The sequence below is a fragment of the Bacteroidales bacterium genome, assembly GCA_022647615.1.
Taxonomy (GTDB): domain Bacteria; phylum Bacteroidota; class Bacteroidia; order Bacteroidales; family UBA932; genus Egerieousia.
The window spans coordinates 73,512-92,391 of sequence record JALCKZ010000001.1; the positions used below are offsets into that span (position 1 = coordinate 73,512).

16 protein-coding genes are annotated in these 18,880 nt (G+C 41.4%); 5 read left to right on the forward strand and 11 right to left on the reverse strand.

The window, feature by feature from the left end; genetic code table 11:
- Nucleotides 1-101 precede the first annotated feature (101 nt).
- The 4 genes from LKM37_00330 to LKM37_00345 all read left to right on the forward strand — a co-directional run bounded on the left by LKM37_00330 (nucleotide 102) and on the right by LKM37_00345 (nucleotide 5,689).
- Nucleotides 102-1,469 (forward strand): N-acetylmuramoyl-L-alanine amidase, encoded by a 1,368-nt coding sequence (locus tag LKM37_00330; GenBank protein ID MCI1719474.1) that lies wholly within the window; start codon nucleotides 102-104, stop codon nucleotides 1,467-1,469.
- Between the two features lie 67 nt (nucleotides 1,470-1,536).
- On the forward strand, nucleotides 1,537-2,448 hold the full coding sequence (locus tag LKM37_00335) for an MlaD family protein (protein MCI1719475.1): 912 nt from the start codon (nucleotides 1,537-1,539) through the stop codon (nucleotides 2,446-2,448).
- 227 nt (nucleotides 2,449-2,675) lie between these two features.
- Nucleotides 2,676-4,112 carry a chromosomal replication initiator protein DnaA gene (gene dnaA / locus LKM37_00340; GenBank protein MCI1719476.1) on the forward strand — a complete coding sequence of 479 codons (1,437 nt, stop codon included), beginning with the start codon at nucleotides 2,676-2,678 and terminating at the stop codon, nucleotides 4,110-4,112.
- A 140-nt stretch (nucleotides 4,113-4,252) separates the two neighbouring features.
- Nucleotides 4,253-5,689 carry an aminoacyl-histidine dipeptidase gene (locus LKM37_00345; GenBank protein MCI1719477.1) on the forward strand — a complete coding sequence of 479 codons (1,437 nt, stop codon included), beginning with the start codon at nucleotides 4,253-4,255 and terminating at the stop codon, nucleotides 5,687-5,689.
- Nucleotides 5,690-5,691: 2 nt separating this feature from the next.
- Here LKM37_00345 and rpe read toward each other — a convergent pair whose 3' ends face one another.
- Genes rpe through rsfS form a run of 5 tightly spaced genes read right to left on the reverse strand, consistent with a single transcriptional unit; the run spans nucleotide 5,692 to nucleotide 10,519 of the window.
- On the reverse strand, nucleotides 5,692-6,336 hold the full coding sequence (gene rpe, locus LKM37_00350; protein ID MCI1719478.1) for a ribulose-phosphate 3-epimerase: 645 nt from the start codon (nucleotides 6,334-6,336) through the stop codon (nucleotides 5,692-5,694).
- Between the two features lie 34 nt (nucleotides 6,337-6,370).
- Complete coding sequence (locus tag LKM37_00355) at nucleotides 6,371-7,024, reverse strand: phosphatidylserine decarboxylase family protein (GenBank protein ID MCI1719479.1); 654 nt, start codon at nucleotides 7,022-7,024, stop codon at nucleotides 6,371-6,373.
- Nucleotides 7,025-7,073: 49 nt separating this feature from the next.
- The gene (locus LKM37_00360; GenBank protein ID MCI1719480.1) at nucleotides 7,074-7,901 is read right to left on the reverse strand and encodes a phosphatidate cytidylyltransferase; all 828 of its coding nucleotides are present in this window, start codon (nucleotides 7,899-7,901) and stop codon (nucleotides 7,074-7,076) included.
- A gap of 18 nt (nucleotides 7,902-7,919) precedes the next feature.
- Nucleotides 7,920-10,043, reverse strand: coding sequence for an ATP-dependent zinc metalloprotease FtsH (gene ftsH / locus LKM37_00365; protein ID MCI1719481.1), 2,124 nt, complete (start codon nucleotides 10,041-10,043; stop codon nucleotides 7,920-7,922).
- A gap of 8 nt (nucleotides 10,044-10,051) precedes the next feature.
- Nucleotides 10,052-10,519: a ribosome silencing factor gene (gene rsfS, locus LKM37_00370; protein ID MCI1719482.1), complete on the reverse strand. Its 468-nt coding sequence runs from the start codon at nucleotides 10,517-10,519 to the stop codon at nucleotides 10,052-10,054.
- A gap of 62 nt (nucleotides 10,520-10,581) precedes the next feature.
- Between rsfS and LKM37_00375 the strand changes: the two genes are divergently transcribed.
- A complete protein-coding gene (locus LKM37_00375; GenBank protein MCI1719483.1) occupies nucleotides 10,582-11,397 on the forward strand; it encodes a biotin--[acetyl-CoA-carboxylase] ligase in 816 nt (271 codons plus the stop codon).
- Here LKM37_00375 and LKM37_00380 read toward each other — a convergent pair.
- The 6 genes from LKM37_00380 to LKM37_00405 form a co-directional block, all read right to left on the reverse strand.
- Nucleotides 11,394-13,307, reverse strand: coding sequence for a 5'-nucleotidase C-terminal domain-containing protein (locus LKM37_00380; protein ID MCI1719484.1), 1,914 nt, complete (start codon nucleotides 13,305-13,307; stop codon nucleotides 11,394-11,396). The two genes, LKM37_00375 and LKM37_00380, sit on opposite strands and share 4 nt — an antisense overlap.
- Before the next feature lie 7 nt (nucleotides 13,308-13,314).
- The gene (gene pyrF, locus LKM37_00385; GenBank protein ID MCI1719485.1) at nucleotides 13,315-14,163 is read right to left on the reverse strand and encodes an orotidine-5'-phosphate decarboxylase; all 849 of its coding nucleotides are present in this window, start codon (nucleotides 14,161-14,163) and stop codon (nucleotides 13,315-13,317) included.
- Between the two features lie 52 nt (nucleotides 14,164-14,215).
- Entirely contained in the window at nucleotides 14,216-15,535 is a 1,320-nt protein-coding gene (clpX, locus tag LKM37_00390; GenBank protein ID MCI1719486.1) for an ATP-dependent Clp protease ATP-binding subunit ClpX, read from the reverse strand.
- Nucleotides 15,536-15,588: 53 nt separating this feature from the next.
- Nucleotides 15,589-16,335 carry an ATP-dependent Clp protease proteolytic subunit gene (locus LKM37_00395; GenBank protein ID MCI1719487.1) on the reverse strand — a complete coding sequence of 249 codons (747 nt, stop codon included), beginning with the start codon at nucleotides 16,333-16,335 and terminating at the stop codon, nucleotides 15,589-15,591.
- Nucleotides 16,336-16,421: 86 nt separating this feature from the next.
- On the reverse strand, nucleotides 16,422-17,762 hold the full coding sequence (gene tig / locus LKM37_00400; GenBank protein ID MCI1719488.1) for a trigger factor: 1,341 nt from the start codon (nucleotides 17,760-17,762) through the stop codon (nucleotides 16,422-16,424).
- Nucleotides 17,763-18,065: 303 nt separating this feature from the next.
- Entirely contained in the window at nucleotides 18,066-18,836 is a 771-nt protein-coding gene (locus LKM37_00405; GenBank protein ID MCI1719489.1) for a Fic family protein, read from the reverse strand.
- Nucleotides 18,837-18,880 lie beyond the last annotated feature (44 nt).

Genomic DNA, 18,880 nt, shown 5'->3' on the forward strand with positions numbered 1-18,880 from the left:
TACTTTTGTATCTGTCGGGACATAACCCGACAAGTGCGCAAATTTAACATATTTTTACAACTAATATGCCATCAGCAAACAATAGAAAAAAAGTTGATAATATGCTGCCCCTAAAAAGAATTCTCTGCGGAGCTCTGATATTATTTTTTGCGCTTATGCCCGGGACTTCTTTTGGGCAAATGCTTCAAACACCTAAAATAAAGACAGTTGTGATAGATGCCGGGCACGGCGGTGGCGATACAGGCTCTATGAGCAAGGACAAAAAGTATAAAGAAAAAAACATAACTCTTGCCGTAGCCTTAAAACTTGGGGCAATGATGAATGTTGCGTACCCATCTATCAATGTGATATTTACAAGAAATTCTGATTATTTCATTCCCCTTGGAGAGAGACCTGCAATTGCAAACCGCAATAAAGCTGACCTCTTTATTTCCATTCACGTTAATTCAGAAGTTGGCACAAGCGGAAGAGGGACAGAGACTTATGTGATGGGAAATCATGTGAGCGGGAATTTTGACCTGATAAAAAGAGAGAACTCCGTCATCACGATGGAAAATGATTACAGTACAAAGTATGCAGGGTTTAACCCAAATTCCCCCGAGTCATATATCATCTTCTCGCTCCTGCAAAACTCTCATTTGGAGCAGAGTGTAAAGCTGGCGCAGTGCATACAGGAGGAGTATAAAAACGGTCCGGTGCTTATCAATCGCGGAGTAAAGCCGGGTGCTCTATATGTACTTTGGAAAGCCGCAATGCCGGCAATTCTTACAGAAATCGGATTCATCTCAAATAACAATGATTTGGAAATTCTTGTTTCAGAAGATGGACAGAGAAAAATTGCGGCAGACATTTTAAGAGCATTTTCAAAATACAAGACGCTATATGAAGGAGGCAAGCTGGAAAATCTTCCTCCTGACGCGTTTGCAGGCGGAGATGCTATTTACGGAGATAACAATTCACAAAAAGAGGAGACAAAAACAGCATCAAATAGAAAGGAAGAGGTTAATCCATCAAAGAATAAGGAAGTTACAACTGAAGATGAAGCGGTAGAGAAAGATGAAGCTGTAAAGAAAGATGAGACAACAAAGAAGGATGAGACGGCAAAGAAAGATGACAGCGTAAGGCAAAACAATAGTACGCTGCTATATCCTTCTGATACAGAAAAAACTAGCAGTTCTGCAAAAAGGAACGGCGCATCTGCAATTACAACAAGCCGGAATGAAAACAATTCTGCTAAAGGGAGCTTTTATTGTATTCAGATACTCTCTGTCAACAAACAGCTGGGAAGCAGCTCGCCTGATTTAAAAGGGCGTAAAGATGCTGATTATCTGCATATTGGCAACCTTTATAAATATTACATCGGCAAGTGGAATTCCAGACAGGAGGCGACAAAACACCTTAAAGATGTGCAAAGAACCTTCAAAGGCGCCTTTGTAATAAAGGTCAGCGACGGGCATATTTCAAACTAAATGGCCTGATTTTAAACTAAAAAGAGTACATTTGCATACGCGCTATATAGTATAAAAACTTGCAGTTATGAAATTTACCAGCAGCCAGAAGATGGGATTCTTTGTCTTACTTGTGATAGCAGCTATCTTTTTCACTATCAACTTCTTAAGAGGACATGACCTTTTTAAGAAGAACTTCAGGTATTATACATTTCTGGAAGATGTCCAGGGGCTTTCCGCTACCGGGCCAGTCTATATAAGAGGTTTAAAGGTTGGAACCGTGGAGAGCATAAACTTTGTGCCGCAAAAAGACAGCTTCCTTGTAAAGCTCTCTATCAAAAATGATTATGCAATTCCAATTGACTCAAGGGCTGAGATTTACAGTTCAGATATCCTTGGAGCAAAATCCCTTAGAATAGGACTTGGTACTGCCGGAATTCATGCAAAAAATGGCGATACTCTTAAGGGCCGCGATATTCCCGATATGATGTCCTTGTTGTATAAATCAGTGGGACCTCTTAAAGATCAGGTGTATGCGCTTATGGGGAATCTTAACAAGACGTTGGATAACATTAATTCTATTTTGGATTCCAACGCAAGATATAACTTGCAGGGTTCCTTTGCAAAACTTAATGGAACTCTGGCAAATGCGGAGCAGCTGTCAGCATCTCTTAACGGGATGACTCCGGACCTTGCATCCGCTATTAACAACGTTAACAACCTCTCATACTCGCTTAACAATCCAAATGGAGACTTATCAATGACACTAAGCAATATTAATAAGACCTCCCGGCAACTTTCAGAATTGCAGCTTAAGGAGAGCGTTGACCAATTAAACAAATTGCTTAAACAAATGCAGGACCCAAATGCAACTCTTGGTAAGTTAATGACTACCGATGAACTGCATAATTCCGTTGACAGTCTTATGAGAGAGCTGGATGATTTAGTTAAAAAAATAAAAGAGAATCCAAAAAAATACATACGCGTAAGTGTCTTTTAGAAAGAGTACAAATTGTGGCTTAAAAAAAATCCGTTATATCATTAAGAATACAAGCATTTTACGCATAAACTATTGATTAAGAGCGTGTTAAGATTTTTACTATTTTTTTAATCTGATTTATAGCCTCTTAAAACTTTTCTCAAATAAACAATAGTTTTAAAATTTTTTTATTACTTTTTTTTCACCACTTTTGTTCCAAGCAAAAGCAAAAAGATCAATTTTATCAAATGGAGAACTTAAGGCACATACAAGTTTGGAACGAGTGTTTACAATTTATTAAAAACAATACGACCGACGCAGTATATGAGAAATGGTTTAAACCTGTCAGGGCACTTAGCCTAATAGGTTCCACTTTGACAATTGAAGTCCTTTCAGATGAACATATGCGTCAGCTGGAGAGCGACCGTCTAATTGATATTTTGGCAGCGGCATTAAAGAAGGTTCTTGGAGACTCCGTTAAGCTTATGTACAACGTAAAAGTTGTGAGCGGCTCTTTTGTTACAATCCCTCACCAGAACGAGAAATGGCCTACGAACAGACCTATTCCTTTCCCTATGCAAAGAAACAGCAAAGATGAGGCTGTAATTCCTAATCCGTTCATAATACCAGGTTTGCAGAAGCTTCATATAGATCCTCAGCTTAATCCCAAGTATTCTTTTGAAAATTTTATTGAGGGTTCTTGCAACCGCCTTGGGAAAAACGCAGGGGAGAAAGTAGCGGCGGCTCCGGGCAATAGCCCGTTTAATCCTCTTTTCATCTACGGAGGCTCTGGCTTGGGTAAAACCCATCTAGCTCAGGCAATAGGGTTGAGAGTTAAAGAAAAATACCCGGATAAAATTGTTTTATATGTTAGTGCAAACAGATTCCAGACTCAATATATGGACGCTGTTAACGTTAAGAACAATCTTACGGATTTTCTTCACTTCTACCAGACGATTGATGTATTAATTATAGATGACGTACAGGAATTTGCAAAGAAAGAGGGCACGCAAAATGCTTTCTTCCACATCTTTGATCATTTACAGCAATCCGGCAAGCAGCTTGTTTTAACGTCTGACTGCGCTCCCGGCAACATGCAGGGACTGGAATCCAGACTATTGTCAAGATTTAAATGGGGTTTATCCGCAGAGCTTTTGCCTCCGGATTTTGATACCCGCAAAAGAATATTGGTAGCAAAGAGCCAAATGGAGGGAATTGTACTTCCGGAAGATGTTGTTTGCTATTTGGCGGAAAAAGTTGCCGGAAGCGTAAGGGAAATTGAGGGAACTCTAGTCTCCCTTCTTGCCCACTCTACTCTTAATAAAGAGGACATTACGCTGGATTTGGCAAGACGCGTGACTGAACAAATTGTTAATGTTGAGAATCAGGAAATTTCCCTGGACAAAATTCGCAACACAGTATGCGACTATTTTAAAATATCGCCGGATGCAATTATCTCAAAGACAAGGAAAAGAGAGATTGTTCAGGCAAGACAAATCACAATGTATCTTGTTAGAAATCTAACCAAAACCTCTTTAGCATCTATCGGGAGCCAAATAGGAGGCAAAGACCACGCAACGGTTATCCACGCCTGCAATACTGTCTCCGATTTGATTGAGACTGACAGAAACATAAGGCGTTACGTTGCCGATTTGGAGAAGCAGTTAAAACCCGCAGGAAATTAAAAATTGCAGCACAAAAAGTGCTGCTTTTTTTTTGCAAATAAGTCAAAGGTCTTGCAAACCGCCTTGCCAACAAACTTTGTTTTTTATTAACTTTACACCTAGTAAACAAGTTAGTAAACAATGAAAATAAATTCACGATTATGACAAGTAATGATATTTTAAACATCTTCAAGGAGATAACTACCGTTCCAAGAGAGAGCGGTCATGAAGAGAAAATTGGAAAGTGGCTTTTGGATTTTGCAAAGAAGCATAACCTTCCGGCTAAAAAAGACAAAGCGGGCAACGTCCTGATTACCAAGCCTGCAGATAAAGGAATGGAGAAGGCTCCAACCTTTATTATGCAAAGCCACTGTGATATGGTCTGCGAGAAAAACACAGGCGTAAAACATGACTGGAGCAAAGACCCTATCAATTATAAGGAAGAAGATGGATGGCTGGTTGCGCACGATACTACTCTTGGCGCAGACTGCGGAATTGGAATGGCAAGCCAGCTGGCTGTCTTGATTGACCCTGAACTTAAGACGGGAAAAGTTGAGGCATTGTTCACCACATCAGAAGAGACCGGTTTGGATGGCGCTAAAGCCCTTGACCCTAAGTTTGTTACGGGAAAGATTCTTTTGAATCTTGATTCAGAAGATGAAGGATATGTTTGCATTGGATGCGCCGGAGGACTAGATTCCGTCGCGACCTTAAAATATACTCCGGAACCTCAGACAAAGGGTTTCTTGAAGTATCAGGTTAGAGTTTTTGGAAGCATGGGCGGACACAGCGGAGATGATATCAATAAGAACAGAGTCAATGCTAATCAGATGCTTGCAAGAATTCTGTTTGGAATTTTACATAAGCACAACATTGAGCTTTATGAGATTGACGGCGGCAACAAAGACAACGCAATTGCGCGAGAGGCACATGCCATCATAGGATTCAACAAGAACGCAAAGGCCTCTATTACAAAGATTTTTGAGACAATTGCAGCTGAAATTAAAGATGAATATAAGTTGTCCGATAAAGGCGTTCAGATGGAGCTGACTCCTGCTGAAAGCACTAAAAAGGCTATAGACCAGAATGTTATGGCAGCTCTTATTTATGCAATGGTTTCTTCTCCTCACGGAGTTTACAAAATGAGCGATACTATAAAGGGGCTTGTTGAAGTATCTACAAACCTTGCATCTGTTAAGATGATGCCAGGCAACACTATCAAAGTAACTACCAGCCAGAGAAGCGCAGTTGATTCCGAGAGGAAATGGATGTCGCAGCAGGTTGAAGCTTGCTGGGCTCTTGCGGGTGCGAAAGTTGTCCGCACATCTGAATATCCAGGATGGATTCCAAAACTGAATTCCCCTATTCTGGAAATCTGCAAAAAAGCTTACAAGAAAATATTTAACACTGATATTGAAGTAGTTGTAACTCCTTGCGGACTTGAGTGCGGATTGTTCAGCCTTAAGTTCCCTGATATGGATATGGTTTCTATAGGACCTACTTTGCGTGGCGTTCATGCTCCGGGTGAGAGACTGGATTTGGCCTCTTTGGAGAAGTTCCGCAAATTATTGGTTGAGATGGTTAAGAATATCAAGTAGATTTATCCACGCAAATCCTGAATGGTTTGTTCAGGATTTTTAGAATTAAATACGGCACTGCCGGCAACGAGAATATCGGCGCCGGCAGTTTTTATTTCATTGACATTCTGCATATTAACTCCGCCGTCAACCTCTATCAAACATTTTGGATTGTGCTCCTTTAAGAATTTTTTCAGACGGGCAATTTTCTCCGTTGACTCCGGAATATAACTCTGTCCTCCAAAGCCCGGATTTACTGACATAAGCAGAACGTAATCCAAATCGCAGATGATATCCTCCAAAAGATAAACGCTTGTCCCTGGGTTTATTGCAACACCCGCCTTCATTCCAAGCTCTTTGATTTGCTGGATTGTTCTGTTCAGATGGACGCAAGCTTCATAATGGACACTGATGCTCCCGATGCCGAAGTTCTTGTAATCTTTGAAGAATTTTTGCGGCTCCACAATCATAAGATGCGCCTCTACGGGTCTTTGGGCTCTCTTTGTAATTGCTTTAATTACAGGCGTTCCATAAGATATATTAGGGACAAAGACTCCATCCATTATATCCAGATGGAAAATATCTCCGCATTTATTTACAAGTTCTATGTCCTTATTCAGATTTCCAAAATCTGCGCTCAACATAGATGGTGCTATCAATACGCTCATAATCAAAATATTTTAAAAACTGTCGGGAGGAAAATTAAAGCTTTGCAATTACGCTCTGGCATGCTGTAACTCTATCTCCTACCTTAACTTTAATCTCTGCATCTAAAGGCAAAAACAAATCCAGACGGCTGCCAAATTTTATGAAACCCATTTGCTCGCACTGGTTTGCATGCTCATTCTCTTTTGCATAGCAAACTATTCTGCGTGCAACATATCCCGCAATCTGACGCAGGAAAATTTTCTTTCCTCCGGCAGTTTCTATTGCCACGCTGGTCCTCTCATTTTTAACGGAAGACTTTGGATGCCAGGCAACTAGATAATTTCCCCAATGATGCTTGAAATACAAAACTTTTCCCCCAACCGGGTAATAATTTATGTGAACGTTGCAAATGCCCATAAAGACAGAGACCTGCCTGCATCTGCAATGTAAAAATTCATCTTCTTCTACCTCTTTGATAATAACCACTTTGCCGTCTGCCGCGGAAATCACCGATGACTCATCTATCAATGCAACTCTTTTTGGAACTCTGAAAAAATAAGAGATGAAAAAGAAAAATGCTGCAAACACAATTGCTATTGCAGAAGTGATGAAGGTAATTCCAAATGAGAGCCAAATAATACCAACTATGACAGCCAATACCAGAAACGTGACTATCAACACTCCGTAACCCTCTTTATGAATAATCATAATTATCTGTAAATGAATTTAATATTAGGTATTCAGGCAATTGCGCATTCTAACCCCAGACAAGAAGCGTAAAAATAACGGCGGCCGGAAAGGCAAGAAGCGCACTATCAAATCTATCCAGCATTCCTCCATGTCCCGGCATAATTGCTCCTGAATCCTTGACTCCAAAATTACGTTTTAATTGAGACTCCACCAAATCTCCGTAGACTCCTGCAACAAAAATCAAAAGGGTAAATACAATATCTCCAATTATTGAAAAATTCAGCACTCCCGCATATCCAAGAACGGCAGCCGCGATGCCGGCTGTTATAGCGCCCCCTATGATTCCCTCCCAAGATTTTTTGGGAGATATAGAAGGAAACAGCTTATGTCCGCGCTCCCCCTGGCCAAAAAGAGTTCCAAAGCAATAAGCGCCAACATCTGAAGACCAAAGTATTATAAACATAGAAGCAGTAGTCCAACCATTATAAACTCCAGACCAGTAACGCGGAAATGCCACAAAATTCAGCAATGCAAAAGGAAGCGCTATATACACAATTGAGGCAAAGGCGTTTCCTATGCCGTTATAATTATTTGAGTACAAATTTATTATTGGAAGGAGAATAATTAAAGCCGCAACTGCAAGCAGGCAAATAGGATTCCATCCAAGCCCAAGTACAAAGAAAGAGAGGGCAAAAAGCAACACTCCGGCCGCTATTGCAACAACTCTCAAAAAGAACTTTCCTTCACCTATCGTGAGCCTAAGATACTCGCTCATCACAAGTGCTACAACAACTGCAAAAACAGCAAGATACGTGAACGGTGAAAGAAGAAGAGAGGCAATTATCACAGCCACAAAAACAACTCCGCTTATTGACCTTACAACAACTTCTTTCATAATTATTTCTATTAAAATTTAATTACTCTGTCCAAATAATCCGGCATCTCCGCCATCATCTTTTTTCTTCTCCGCAGGCTCAGTCTTTTGCTCAGCTACAGGTTCTGCCTTTTTCTCAGCGGCTGCTTCTGTCTTTTGCTCAGCGACAGGTTCTGCCTTCTTCTCAGCGACAGGTTCTGTTTTCTTCTCAGCTGCAGCAACATCTCCCGGCTCTTTTACTCTTGGTCCAAAGATGCGCTCCAAATCCTCCGTGAAAATAACCTCTTTCTCCAGAAGCAAATTTGCAAGCTCTGTAAATCCCTTCATGTGCTCCTCCAAAACTTTGCGAGCCATTTCATGAGCCTTGTTGATAATCTTTTTAACCTCAACGTCAATAAGTTCCGCGGTTTTCTCGCTGAAAGGCTTGTTAAAGTTATAACCCTGGTCCTGGGAATCATAGTAAGAAACATTCCCTACCGCATCACTCATACCGTAATACGCAACCATTGCATACGCCTGTTTAGTAAGGCGTTCCAAATCATTAAGAGCACCTGAAGAAACCTTTTGGTTTACAATCTCCTCCGCAACTCTTCCGCCTATTAATGACGCAAGCTCATCCATCATTTGTTCCTTTGTTGTAATCTGCCTCTCCTCAGGCAAATACCACGCTGCACCAAGGGCCTTGCCTCTTGGAATAATCGTAACCTTCAGCAGCGGATTTGCATTAGGCAAGAACCAGCTTACGGTTGCATGCCCCGCCTCATGGAATGCAATAGTCTTCTTCTCATTAGGAGGAATAATTTTGCTCTTTCTCTCCAGTCCGCCCACGATTCTATCTATCGCATCCAGAAAGTCCTGACGCTCAACAAATTTCTTATTGTACCTGGCTGCAATAAGCGCCGCTTCATTGCAAACATTTGCTATGTCAGCACCTGAAAAGCCCGGCGTCTGCTTTGCCAAAAAACCTGTATCCATTTGAGGATCAAGTTTCAAATCCTTTAGATGGACTTTAAATATCTCCTCCCTGTCCTTAAGTTCCGGAAGGTCAACATTTATCTGACGGTCAAATCTTCCGGCACGCATCAGAGCCTTATCCAAAATATCTGCGCGGTTAGTCGCAGCAAGAATAATTACTCCGCTGTTTGTCCCAAAACCGTCCATCTCTGTAAGCAGCTGGTTAAGAGTATTTTCTCTCTCATCATTAGAAGAGAATCCTACATTCTTTCCCCTTGCGCGTCCAACTGCATCAATCTCATCTATGAAAACAATGCACGGCGCTTTTTCCTTTGCCTGCTTAAACAAATCTCTTACGCGACTTGCGCCTACGCCGACAAACATCTCCACAAAATCGGAACCGCTGATGGAGAAAAACGGCACATTGGCCTCTCCTGCTACAGCTTTGGCCAACAGCGTTTTACCTGTTCCCGGAGGGCCTATTAGCAATGCTCCTTTTGGAATTTTTCCGCCCAGGGCCGTATATTTTTTAGGGTTCTTAAGGAAGTCCACAATCTCCATGACCTCCTGTTTTGCCTCCTCCAAACCCGCTACATCCTTGAACGTTACGCGGGTTGTATTATCCTTGTCAAACAATTTTGCCTGGCTCTTGCCAACGGAGAAAATTCCTCCGCCTGAACCGCCGCCGCCACCTATGCCACCGGGACCGCCTGTCATTCTGCGGAATAAGAAAATCCACAAGAAGAAAATCAAAAGAGGAAACAACAGCCAGTTAAGAATTGTTGCCCAATAATTGTTTCTCTCCTCCGTATTTATGCTAAAACGTTTATTCTGTGGTAGTGACTCTCTTGCCGCATTAAGCTGCTGCTCAGAGTCAAAGTTATTTGAGACAATAAAATAGAACTGAGGAACCATCTTTGGAATCCTCCCGCCAAAATAATTTTTGTATTTATTAAGGCTGTCTTTTTTTATTGTAACCTCCGCCCTGTTCTGATTTGTAATGAAAGTAACCTTGTCTACATCTCCGGCCGGAATCATCTGTTCCTTAACCTTATACCACTCAGTCTTAATAGGGTCACCGCCTTTGAAGCCCCAAAAATACATATAGGCCAAAAAGGCTAGCAGCGGAATATAAATCCAAAACGTATTGAAACGCGGAGCCTTATTGCCCCCCCCGCCCATCATATTTTTTTTCTGATTATTATCCATATTAAAATTTAATCCTCATAAGTGGTTTTCTTACAATCGCTCCACAACTCCTCCAGGCGATAAAACTCTCTATACTGAGATTGGAAAATATGCACTACAACATCTCCATAATCCAGGATAATCCAGAAAGAATTCTCCTTTCCCTGTTCTCTGACAGGCTTCTTATCGCATTTCATAATCATCTCATCCTCAACATTATCTGCAATCGCCCTAACTTGAGTAGTAGAATCCGCATTGCAAATGACAAAAAAATCACAAATGCTTGTCCCGATTTTTCTCAAATCCAGGGAGCAAACATTTTTTGCTTTTTTATCCAGCATTGCATTGGCAATAACGCTTACCGCTTTTATACCCTCCTTATTCTCAACAACTTTCACAGGCGACATCTTTGCCTTTGGAACTCTTTTCACAGGTTGTTTTTTCACAACTTTTTTAACGGCCTTTTTGCCGTCTGTTCCTTTCTGCTCTTTTCTCATACTGCTTTGTAAATTATTATCTTTGTAGCAAAGATACAGCAAAAAATCAGCCAAAAGACACTATGCCCCAAAAAGTTGAAATAAAATGGTTTGAGACCACGGACTCAACAAATAACAGAGCCCTGGAAGGCGCCGAAAAAGCTCCCGACAGATTTACGTGGGCCTCTGATTTTCAGACTGCAGGACGCGGTCAGAGAGGGAATAAATGGACCAGCAAAGCGGGAGACAATATCATGTTCAGCACGATATTTAAACCAGGTTTTATCTCTGCGCAGGAGCAATTTGCAATTTCCCAAATTTGCACGTTAGGTCTGCTTAACTACCTAAAAACCAAAGGCATAAATGCAAAAATCAAATGGCCCAACGATATCTACGTTGGAGACAAAAAGATATGCGGAATGCTCATAGAGAATGCTATAACGGGTGACAAACTGTCACAAAGCATCTGCGGCATTGGCCTAAATGTCAATCAGAGAGCGTTCCCTGAAAATATCCCAAATCCAACTTCAATGGCGCTCATTCTGGAATCTGGCAAGACAGGCAAAGAGCCAATTTGTTTTAATACTCACGACGAGCTCCCTTTGTTGCTGCAGGAAATTTTTAAAGAGTATGAGAGAGTCCGCAAGGAGCATGTCAGCCGCAAAAATTTCAGCAAGCTCACAGAACGCTATTTATCAGCTCTGTACAGGATTGGAGAATTTCACAAGTACATAGATATGACAGGAGAGGAGGAGAAACATGTCGGGAATAAAAAAGGAAAAGTCATTGAGGCTAAGATAGTTGGCATTGACGAGAATTCCTGCCTTGTACTGGAAAATAAAAAAGGCGAAAGAAAAACTTTCGCCTTTAAAGAGATTAGCTATATAATTAATCCCTAATTTTCCTCTTTAACTTTCTTGGAAGATTTTTTCACAACCTTGATAATACCAATGATTATCAGGATAATGACAGCAATGCCTGCTGCCGTACAACCGACATATTTTACCCAGACGCCCATGCTTCTTTCGTCCGTTCCGGCAGTTACCGCAGCATTTGGCTGTGAACCTCTCAGGCGCAAATACTCCGCAAATGCATACCACTCATTTACGCTTACGGGAAGTTTTGAACGCTCTGACGGACCTAATACAAGCATATCGTCAATTGATGCTATGCGATTTCCAAGCTGAGTCTTTGGATAAATCTTTAACAATCCGTGAGAATTCTCATTTATGATATTGATGCACATAGCTGTGTAATAGCCCGTTATAACATGATATAAAGTCTTATCATCTGTTTCTCTGCCATGCACGTAAACTTTTTTAACTCTTAAGAACGGAAGAGCTGCAGAATTATAAGTGTATTTAAGGCCGTAAAAAGTCATGTACGCATCGGGCATTTTACCCGCAATGGATGCATTTACTTCACAAAGCTCTTTCAGCTCCTTGCCTGAAACCCAGCACTCTACAAGAGGATAACCAAGTTTGCCCTCGGCATCCAAGCCAAGAGGAAGAATATCAAAAGCATCACTATATTTTATATCACCGGCAGCAAGACCCTTTCTAATTACTCCGGCGGGAACAACAGAAAACATTCTGTTTGTGTCCAAATCTTTCCCCTGTCCGGCGCGAACAGCTGCATAATAATAACTCCTTGCAACGGCATATCCCAGAGGGAAGTTGCCTTTTGCATCAGGTTGGCCGGCAAGAGGTTGCATCTGTTTTGACACTACTCCGGAAGGCGAAATTCCAAACTGTCTGTTAAATTTCCCAATTACTTTAAGCTCCACGCTGTCCAGCAAAATTTTTGCGGCAGGATCAGATGCAATATCAGATGGAACACTTTTTAGTTCGTAAAATAAAAGGTTGTGAGAATTCCCCTTTCCGGAACTCTTTCCACCTGAAATACCAAGCTCGCCAAGCAATGATCCGCCGGAACCCGCAGCTCCAATAACTACATTGCCTACACTCCACGGCTTAAAGATTGCCTCATGGTCATGCCCGCTTATAATCACGTCAATATCGGGGCAAGCCTTAGCCAAAATGCCATCCTCGCTCTTATCTCTCAACATGCTTCCGCTATGAGAAAGACAAATGATATAATTTACACCTTGTGATTTAAGTATCTGAACAACAGTCTTTGCCGTCTTCACCGGATCTAGAAGCGTCATATTCTCCTTCTCATTGCTAACATTGAACGCACGTTCTCCAAGCAAGCCAAAGATTCCAATTTTAACTCCGTTTTTGTTTAGTATAACATAAGGCTTTTGTCCAATGTAAGAGCGCGCATTTTCAAAAACCACCTCATTAGTTTTATCAAGATTTGCGGTTACATTCATTGGGAAATTTATAGGCTGCTTTGTGATTGGATTAAGATTCCTTCCATGAATATTTGCGTTGTAATACATATATCCCAATGCCTTAAGACCTATGTCAAAATCATGATTTCCAAATACATACGCATCATACCCCATCAAGCCAAGTCCCCTGTATTCAGAAGCTTCCGTATTTGTAACGGTGGAAAAAACGCTTCCCATTGCAATGTCTCCGGCATCTACAACAACTACCGCAACTCCTTTCTTTTCATAGAATTCTCTCTCCTGTTTGATGAATGTAGCTAGCTGCGGATATTTATCAACGCAAGAGTGCATGTCTCCCGTAAAAAGAATTGCCAGAGAATGTGCAGGATATGCCTGATTTCCCGGCATTTGATTAGCCGGCTGCAGTGCCTGCGCATAACCTGACGGCGCAAAAGAAAATTCTAAACAAAGCAGCGTTGCTGCAATGAATAAGTTTCTCAAAGAGTATTTCATAATATTATTATTTTACAAACAAAGACATTTGCATTGCAAGCTCTTTTGCTTTTGCCTGAGCGGCAGAGGCAAAGTCTTTCTCCAAAGAGGCAAAAATAATTCCTCTGGAGGAGTTGACAAGGAGTCCGCAACTTCCATTAATTCCGTGAGTTGCAACTTCATTCACACTTCCGCCCTGCGCACCCACGCCGGGAACAAGGAAGAAACTGTCGGGAGCCAAAATCCTTATCTCAGCTAATTTTTCCGGACGCGTTGCCCCAACCACAAACATTATATTGCCGCTGTTTCCCCACTTAGCCGCCTCATGTATAACCTTCTCATAAAGAGGGACAATTTTCTTTTTGTCACCGACAGAATTTAATTCTACCCCGGCCGTCTCAAAATCCTCAGCAGATTTATTTGACGTAAGTGCAAGAACTATAGCCCATTTACCCTTGTACTTTAAGAAAGGAGAGACCGCATCTTCTCCCATAAACGGAGAAATTGTAACGGCATCAAAATTCATTCTTTCAAAAAATGCCTTTGCATATTGCTCCGCCGTATTGCCAATATCTCCGCGCTTGGCATCTGCAATCACAAAAATTTCCGGATAATATTTCTTGATATACTTTACTGTAAGAGCCATTTGCTCAAAGCCTTGCGCACCATTAGATTCATAGAAGGCAGTATTAATTTTATAGGCAACGGCATACCTCGCGGTAGCTTTCACTATAGCCTTATTGAATTCATACTGCGCGTTTGAAGCACCGAATTTTTCCTTAATACAAGCGGGGATTTTTGCAAGATCAGAATCTAATCCTACGCACAAGAAGCTTTTCTTCTTTTTGATTTGATTGTATAACTCTTTGTATGTCATTATGCTAACTAACAATCATTTAAATGCGGAGAATTATTTGCGGAGCACCGCGTTATGCTCTTAAGAATAAATTTCCGGTCAATTTATTAACCTTCTCCTCTGCATACTTAAGCGTAATCCTAAACTCTTTTGGAGCCTTTGACGATTTCTCTCCTGCAGCATCATCTCTCTTTTTCTCAGAAGGAGCATCATACATAGCATCCAGCATAATTGCCTCACATATAGAGCGTAAGCCGCGCGCACCAAGGTTATACTTCAAAGCGGTATCTGCTATAAAATTAAGCACATCATCCCCTATCTCCAGCTTAATTCCGTCCATCTTGAACAGCAGCTGATACTGCTTGATAAGAGCATTCTTAGGCTTTGTTAAAATATCCAAAAGCGCCTGTTTGCCAAGCGGATGCAAATATGTTACAACAGGAAGTCTTCCAATAAGTTCCGGTATCAGACCATAAGAGCGCAAATCCTGAGGAGCAATATACTTAAGCATCTCCTTGCGGTCAACTCCCGCGAGTTTTTGCTGCACCCCGTAGCCAACAACTTTTGTATTCAGTCTCTGAGCTATCTTCTTCTCTATCCCTTCAAAGGCGCCGCCGCAGATGAACAAAATATTTTTTGTATCCACTGCAATCATCTTCTGTTCAGGATGTTTGCGTCCACCTTGAGGAGGAACGTTTACAATGTTTCCTTCCAAAATTTTCAGCAAAGCCTGCTGAACTCCCTCGCCTGAAACATCTCTTGTGATTGACGGATTATCGCTCTTGCGCGCAATCTTATCTATCTCATCTATAAAGACAATTCCCATCTCCGCCTTTTCTACAACGTAGTCCGCATCCTGTAAAAGACGTGTAAGGATACTCTCCACATCCTCTCCAACATACCCCGCCTCAGTAAGGACGGTAGCATCCACAATTGCAAAAGGCAAATGAAGCATTTTTGCTATTGTCCTGGCCAGCAGGGTTTTGCCTGTGCCGGTAGGTCCCACTAAAAGTACATTTGATTTCTCCAGGTCAAAATCATCTTTGCCCTTCTCATCTGCATGAAGAATTCTTTTATAGTGATTATAGACAGCAACGGAGAGATATTTTTTTGCCTCATCCTGTCCAATGACATAGTTGTCCAAAAACTTATGAATCTCCTTTGGAGTCATAAGATTAAAATCCTTTTTTGCCTGCTCGGTGAACTGCTTTGTATCTTTTTTATCCAGTCCGATTACATCCTTCAAATAACTGTATGTCTGAGCAATACAGTCACTGCAGACATATCCGTATCTGCCCTCCAGAAGAAGCTCCGCCTCTCCCTCCTTTCTGCCGCAAATTGCACATCTTTTTTCAGGTGTCTGCGGTCCTTTTCCCTTTTGTTCCTCTGCCATTTTAATTTCTGTCGCGACAGTTATTTTTATTTTTACTTCCCACTTTTTACCTCTTACTTCTTGCCCTTATTGTCTTTCCCAAGAATCTCATCTATCATTCCGTACTCCTTGGCCTCAGTTGAAGTCATCCAGTAATCACGGTCTGCATCCTTCTCTATCTGCTTGATACTCTTACCTGTATTCAAAGCCAATGACTCATAAAGTTCCTTGCGGGTCTTGACAATTTCTCTAGCCTCAATCTCTATATCGGCAGCCTGTCCTTCCGCTCCGCCCATTGGCTGATGAATCATAATTCTTGAGTGAGGAAGAGCGCTTCTCTTCCCTTTTACTCCTGCCGCAAGAAGAATTGCAGCCATAGATGCCGCCATTCCGGTGCATATTGTAGCTACCTGAGAATGAACAAGATTCATGGTATCGTAAATACCCCATCCTGCATAAACAGCACCACCCGGAGAATTAATATAAAGCTGAATATCAGAAGCAGAATCAGCTGAATCCAAGTAAAGAAGCTGAGCCTGAATTATGTTTGCAACGTCGTCATTGATAGGCACTCCAAGAAAAATAATCCTATCCATCATCAAGCGGGAGAACACGTCCATCGTGGCAACATTAAGCTGCCTCTCCTCAATGATTGTCGGATTAATATATGCATTCCTTGATGCTCCGCGGGCAGATGCGGATGAGCGTACAGCTGCGGAAACCGCAGGAACAGACTGACTCACCAGTTTTCTATAACCACTTAAAGTCAAGGATTTTACACCGCACTTTCCAGCGGCAAATTTTTCAAAATCACTCTTCATAAATTCTCCTTTTAAAATACCTTTTTGTTATAATTATTTTAAGTACTCGTCAAAAATTTGCGCTGCTGCTTAGCGACACGGCATTGTTATTTGGAGCCGTTCTCCTTTGCATTCAATTTAATAAGCTCAGCTTGCGTAATATCCTTGGTATCAACAGTTATGATACCCTTAAGATACTCAACGACTTTATCCTCTTCGCACTTCTCAAATATTTTGCTTACCTCTTTTTCATTTTGAAGAACGCTCTCTGAATACTTATCCAGCTGCTCATCAGGGACATCCATCATTCCGTACATAGCAAACTGGTTAGCAGTCATCTTCTTAGCCTCAGCTTTTAGATCTTCTTTCTTTACCTGCATCTTCTGCTCTTCAACAACCTTGCGGGTAATCATCTGCCAGCGATAATCCTGCAGGAACAGAGGGAACTCCTTATCTATCTGCTCCATAGTAAATTTACCCTCATTAATATTGAACAGCCACTGCTTTAGGAATTTCTCCGGAAGCTCCAGCTTACATTTCTTAATCATGTAATCTACAAGGTCTTTGCGGAATCTGTAATCACTCTCCTGCTTGTACTCTCCCTCAATTCTCTCTGTCAGCTTTGCGTCAAACTCCTCAGATGTCTTAACCTTATCTTTTCCAAATAATCTGTCGCGAACTTCCTGAGTCTCCTCTGCAGGTTTGAACGTCTTAACCTCCTGAACCTTAACTGTATATTTAGGATTGGAATTATCCATCTCCTCTTTCTTAACTTTCAAAAGAGCGGCGCGGTCAACCTCATTAGGGAACGCCTTTACAACATCAATCTGGAATGCATCACCCTTCTTCTTTCCAAGGAACTGCTTCTTTGCGTCCTTATCCAAAGTCTTAAGAGTTACATAAGTCTTCTCAACTTTCTTGTCTCCCTGCTCCAAATCTACAACCATAAAGTCCTCTTCTCCAGCTGTTTCCGTATCCACAAGTTTGCCAAACTGCTTAAGCATATCCGCCTTGTACTCTTTGAAAGCCTCCGGAGTAAGCTTGATATTATAATACTTTACTTTATCGCTCTTGCTTGCATCTACCTTAACCTCAGGCTTTACAGCAAAGTCAAAGATAAATTCAAAGTTTTCATCCTTCTCCCAGTCAATCTTCTTCTGAAGCCCCTCATCCGGAATTGGCTCTCCGATAAGGTCTAACTTATTCTCCTTCACATAGTTGTTAATCCCCTCGGACAACATTCCGTTAACTGCGTCCGCCATTGCAGATGTTCCATACATCTTCTCTATCAGACCCATAGGAGCCATTCCCTTGCGGAATCCTCTAATCTCAGCCTTTCTGCGATACTCGCGCAATGATTTCATCTTCTTTTCATTAGCCTCTGCCTTCTCTATGTTAACTGTAAGAATGTACGTCAGCTTGTCGGTTTCTTTCTTCTCTATTTTCATAATGTATATACGTTTATTATTCAGTTTTATTACGGCGGAAAACCCGCCTGCATTAAAGTTGGCGAATTTACGGTTTTTCTTGCTTTTCCGCAAACCCGCCACCTATTTACTCCCGATAGACCATCATATTACAATATCCTAAAATAATTTCTACGTAATGATAACAAGGCAAAAATCTGCTACGCAGATTTTTGCCCGCGCCGGAGGCGCGTGCCTCCCTCATGGCGTCAGCCATGTAGACCACAAAAAAAGGCGCCGCTTTGTGGCGCCTTTTACGCATGCGAGGCAAAGCCGAGCATGCTATTAATTTTCTTCGTAGTAATAAGAATAATCTATTCCTTTCATGAAAACCTCTCGGTCATTTATTTTATCGGTCAATGCCGATTTGATGATTTTTTTAATAGGGCCACTATCCACTGGACTTTTTACCATCGCATTAAGATATTCGCTCTTGCTAATCTTGCTCCAGTCTACGCACATCGAGAGTCTTTCTTTCAATAGCATATCAAGCCAAATACGGGTACTGCGTCCGTTCCCCTCCATAAAAGGATGAGCAATATTCATCTCAACATACTTGTCTAAAATTTCATCAAAAGTTCCATCAGGCATATTCTCAATCTTGCTCAAAGTATTCTCAAGATACTGCACCATAGCAAATTGGAAACTTCCTTTTGCAATATTTTTATTCCTAATTTTCCCGGCAAAATCGTACAATCCGCCAAAAAGATATGCATGGATCTGTCTAAGACTCTTAACTTTACCAACATCTTCCTTACTCACAAGATTACTCTCAAAGAATGCATACGCTTTCTTTTTACTTTGGCCATCAATTGAACTATCGCTGTATAGAAACCAGTCTAGGAACCTTGAAGCCTTAGTATTTGGAAAATGTTTTGCCAATGAAGTTATCCCATCACTATCCAAAGTATCAGTTAAATACTTCTTTCCGTCAGAGGCAGGAACATGCAGTTTGTGAGTATCACTCACGAACTGACTTCCCTCTCTTTTCAACTTTTTTTTAAGCCATCTCCAATAATTGCCAGCCTTTTTGTAATCATCTTGTTGATTGAGAATTGCGACAAGCCATTCTCATAGCCTATAAAAAAACTAATTCACTG

Coding starts and splice junctions, on each gene's coding strand:
- LKM37_00330 (MCI1719474.1), top strand. CDS start 102: ATGCTGCCCCTAAAAAGAATTCTCTGCGGAGCTCTGATATTATTTTTT.
- LKM37_00335 (MCI1719475.1), top strand. CDS start 1,537: ATGAAATTTACCAGCAGCCAGAAGATGGGATTCTTTGTCTTACTTGTG.
- dnaA (MCI1719476.1), top strand. CDS start 2,676: ATGGAGAACTTAAGGCACATACAAGTTTGGAACGAGTGTTTACAATTT.
- LKM37_00345 (MCI1719477.1), top strand. CDS start 4,253: ATGACAAGTAATGATATTTTAAACATCTTCAAGGAGATAACTACCGTT.
- rpe (MCI1719478.1), bottom strand. CDS start 6,336: ATGAGCGTATTGATAGCACCATCTATGTTGAGCGCAGATTTTGGAAAT.
- LKM37_00355 (MCI1719479.1), bottom strand. CDS start 7,024: ATGATTATTCATAAAGAGGGTTACGGAGTGTTGATAGTCACGTTTCTG.
- LKM37_00360 (MCI1719480.1), bottom strand. CDS start 7,901: ATGAAAGAAGTTGTTGTAAGGTCAATAAGCGGAGTTGTTTTTGTGGCT.
- ftsH (MCI1719481.1), bottom strand. CDS start 10,043: ATGGATAATAATCAGAAAAAAAATATGATGGGCGGGGGGGGCAATAAG.
- rsfS (MCI1719482.1), bottom strand. CDS start 10,519: ATGAGAAAAGAGCAGAAAGGAACAGACGGCAAAAAGGCCGTTAAAAAA.
- LKM37_00375 (MCI1719483.1), top strand. CDS start 10,582: ATGCCCCAAAAAGTTGAAATAAAATGGTTTGAGACCACGGACTCAACA.
- LKM37_00380 (MCI1719484.1), bottom strand. CDS start 13,307: ATGAAATACTCTTTGAGAAACTTATTCATTGCAGCAACGCTGCTTTGT.
- pyrF (MCI1719485.1), bottom strand. CDS start 14,163: ATGACATACAAAGAGTTATACAATCAAATCAAAAAGAAGAAAAGCTTC.
- clpX (MCI1719486.1), bottom strand. CDS start 15,535: ATGGCAGAGGAACAAAAGGGAAAAGGACCGCAGACACCTGAAAAAAGA.
- LKM37_00395 (MCI1719487.1), bottom strand. CDS start 16,335: ATGAAGAGTGATTTTGAAAAATTTGCCGCTGGAAAGTGCGGTGTAAAA.
- tig (MCI1719488.1), bottom strand. CDS start 17,762: ATGAAAATAGAGAAGAAAGAAACCGACAAGCTGACGTACATTCTTACA.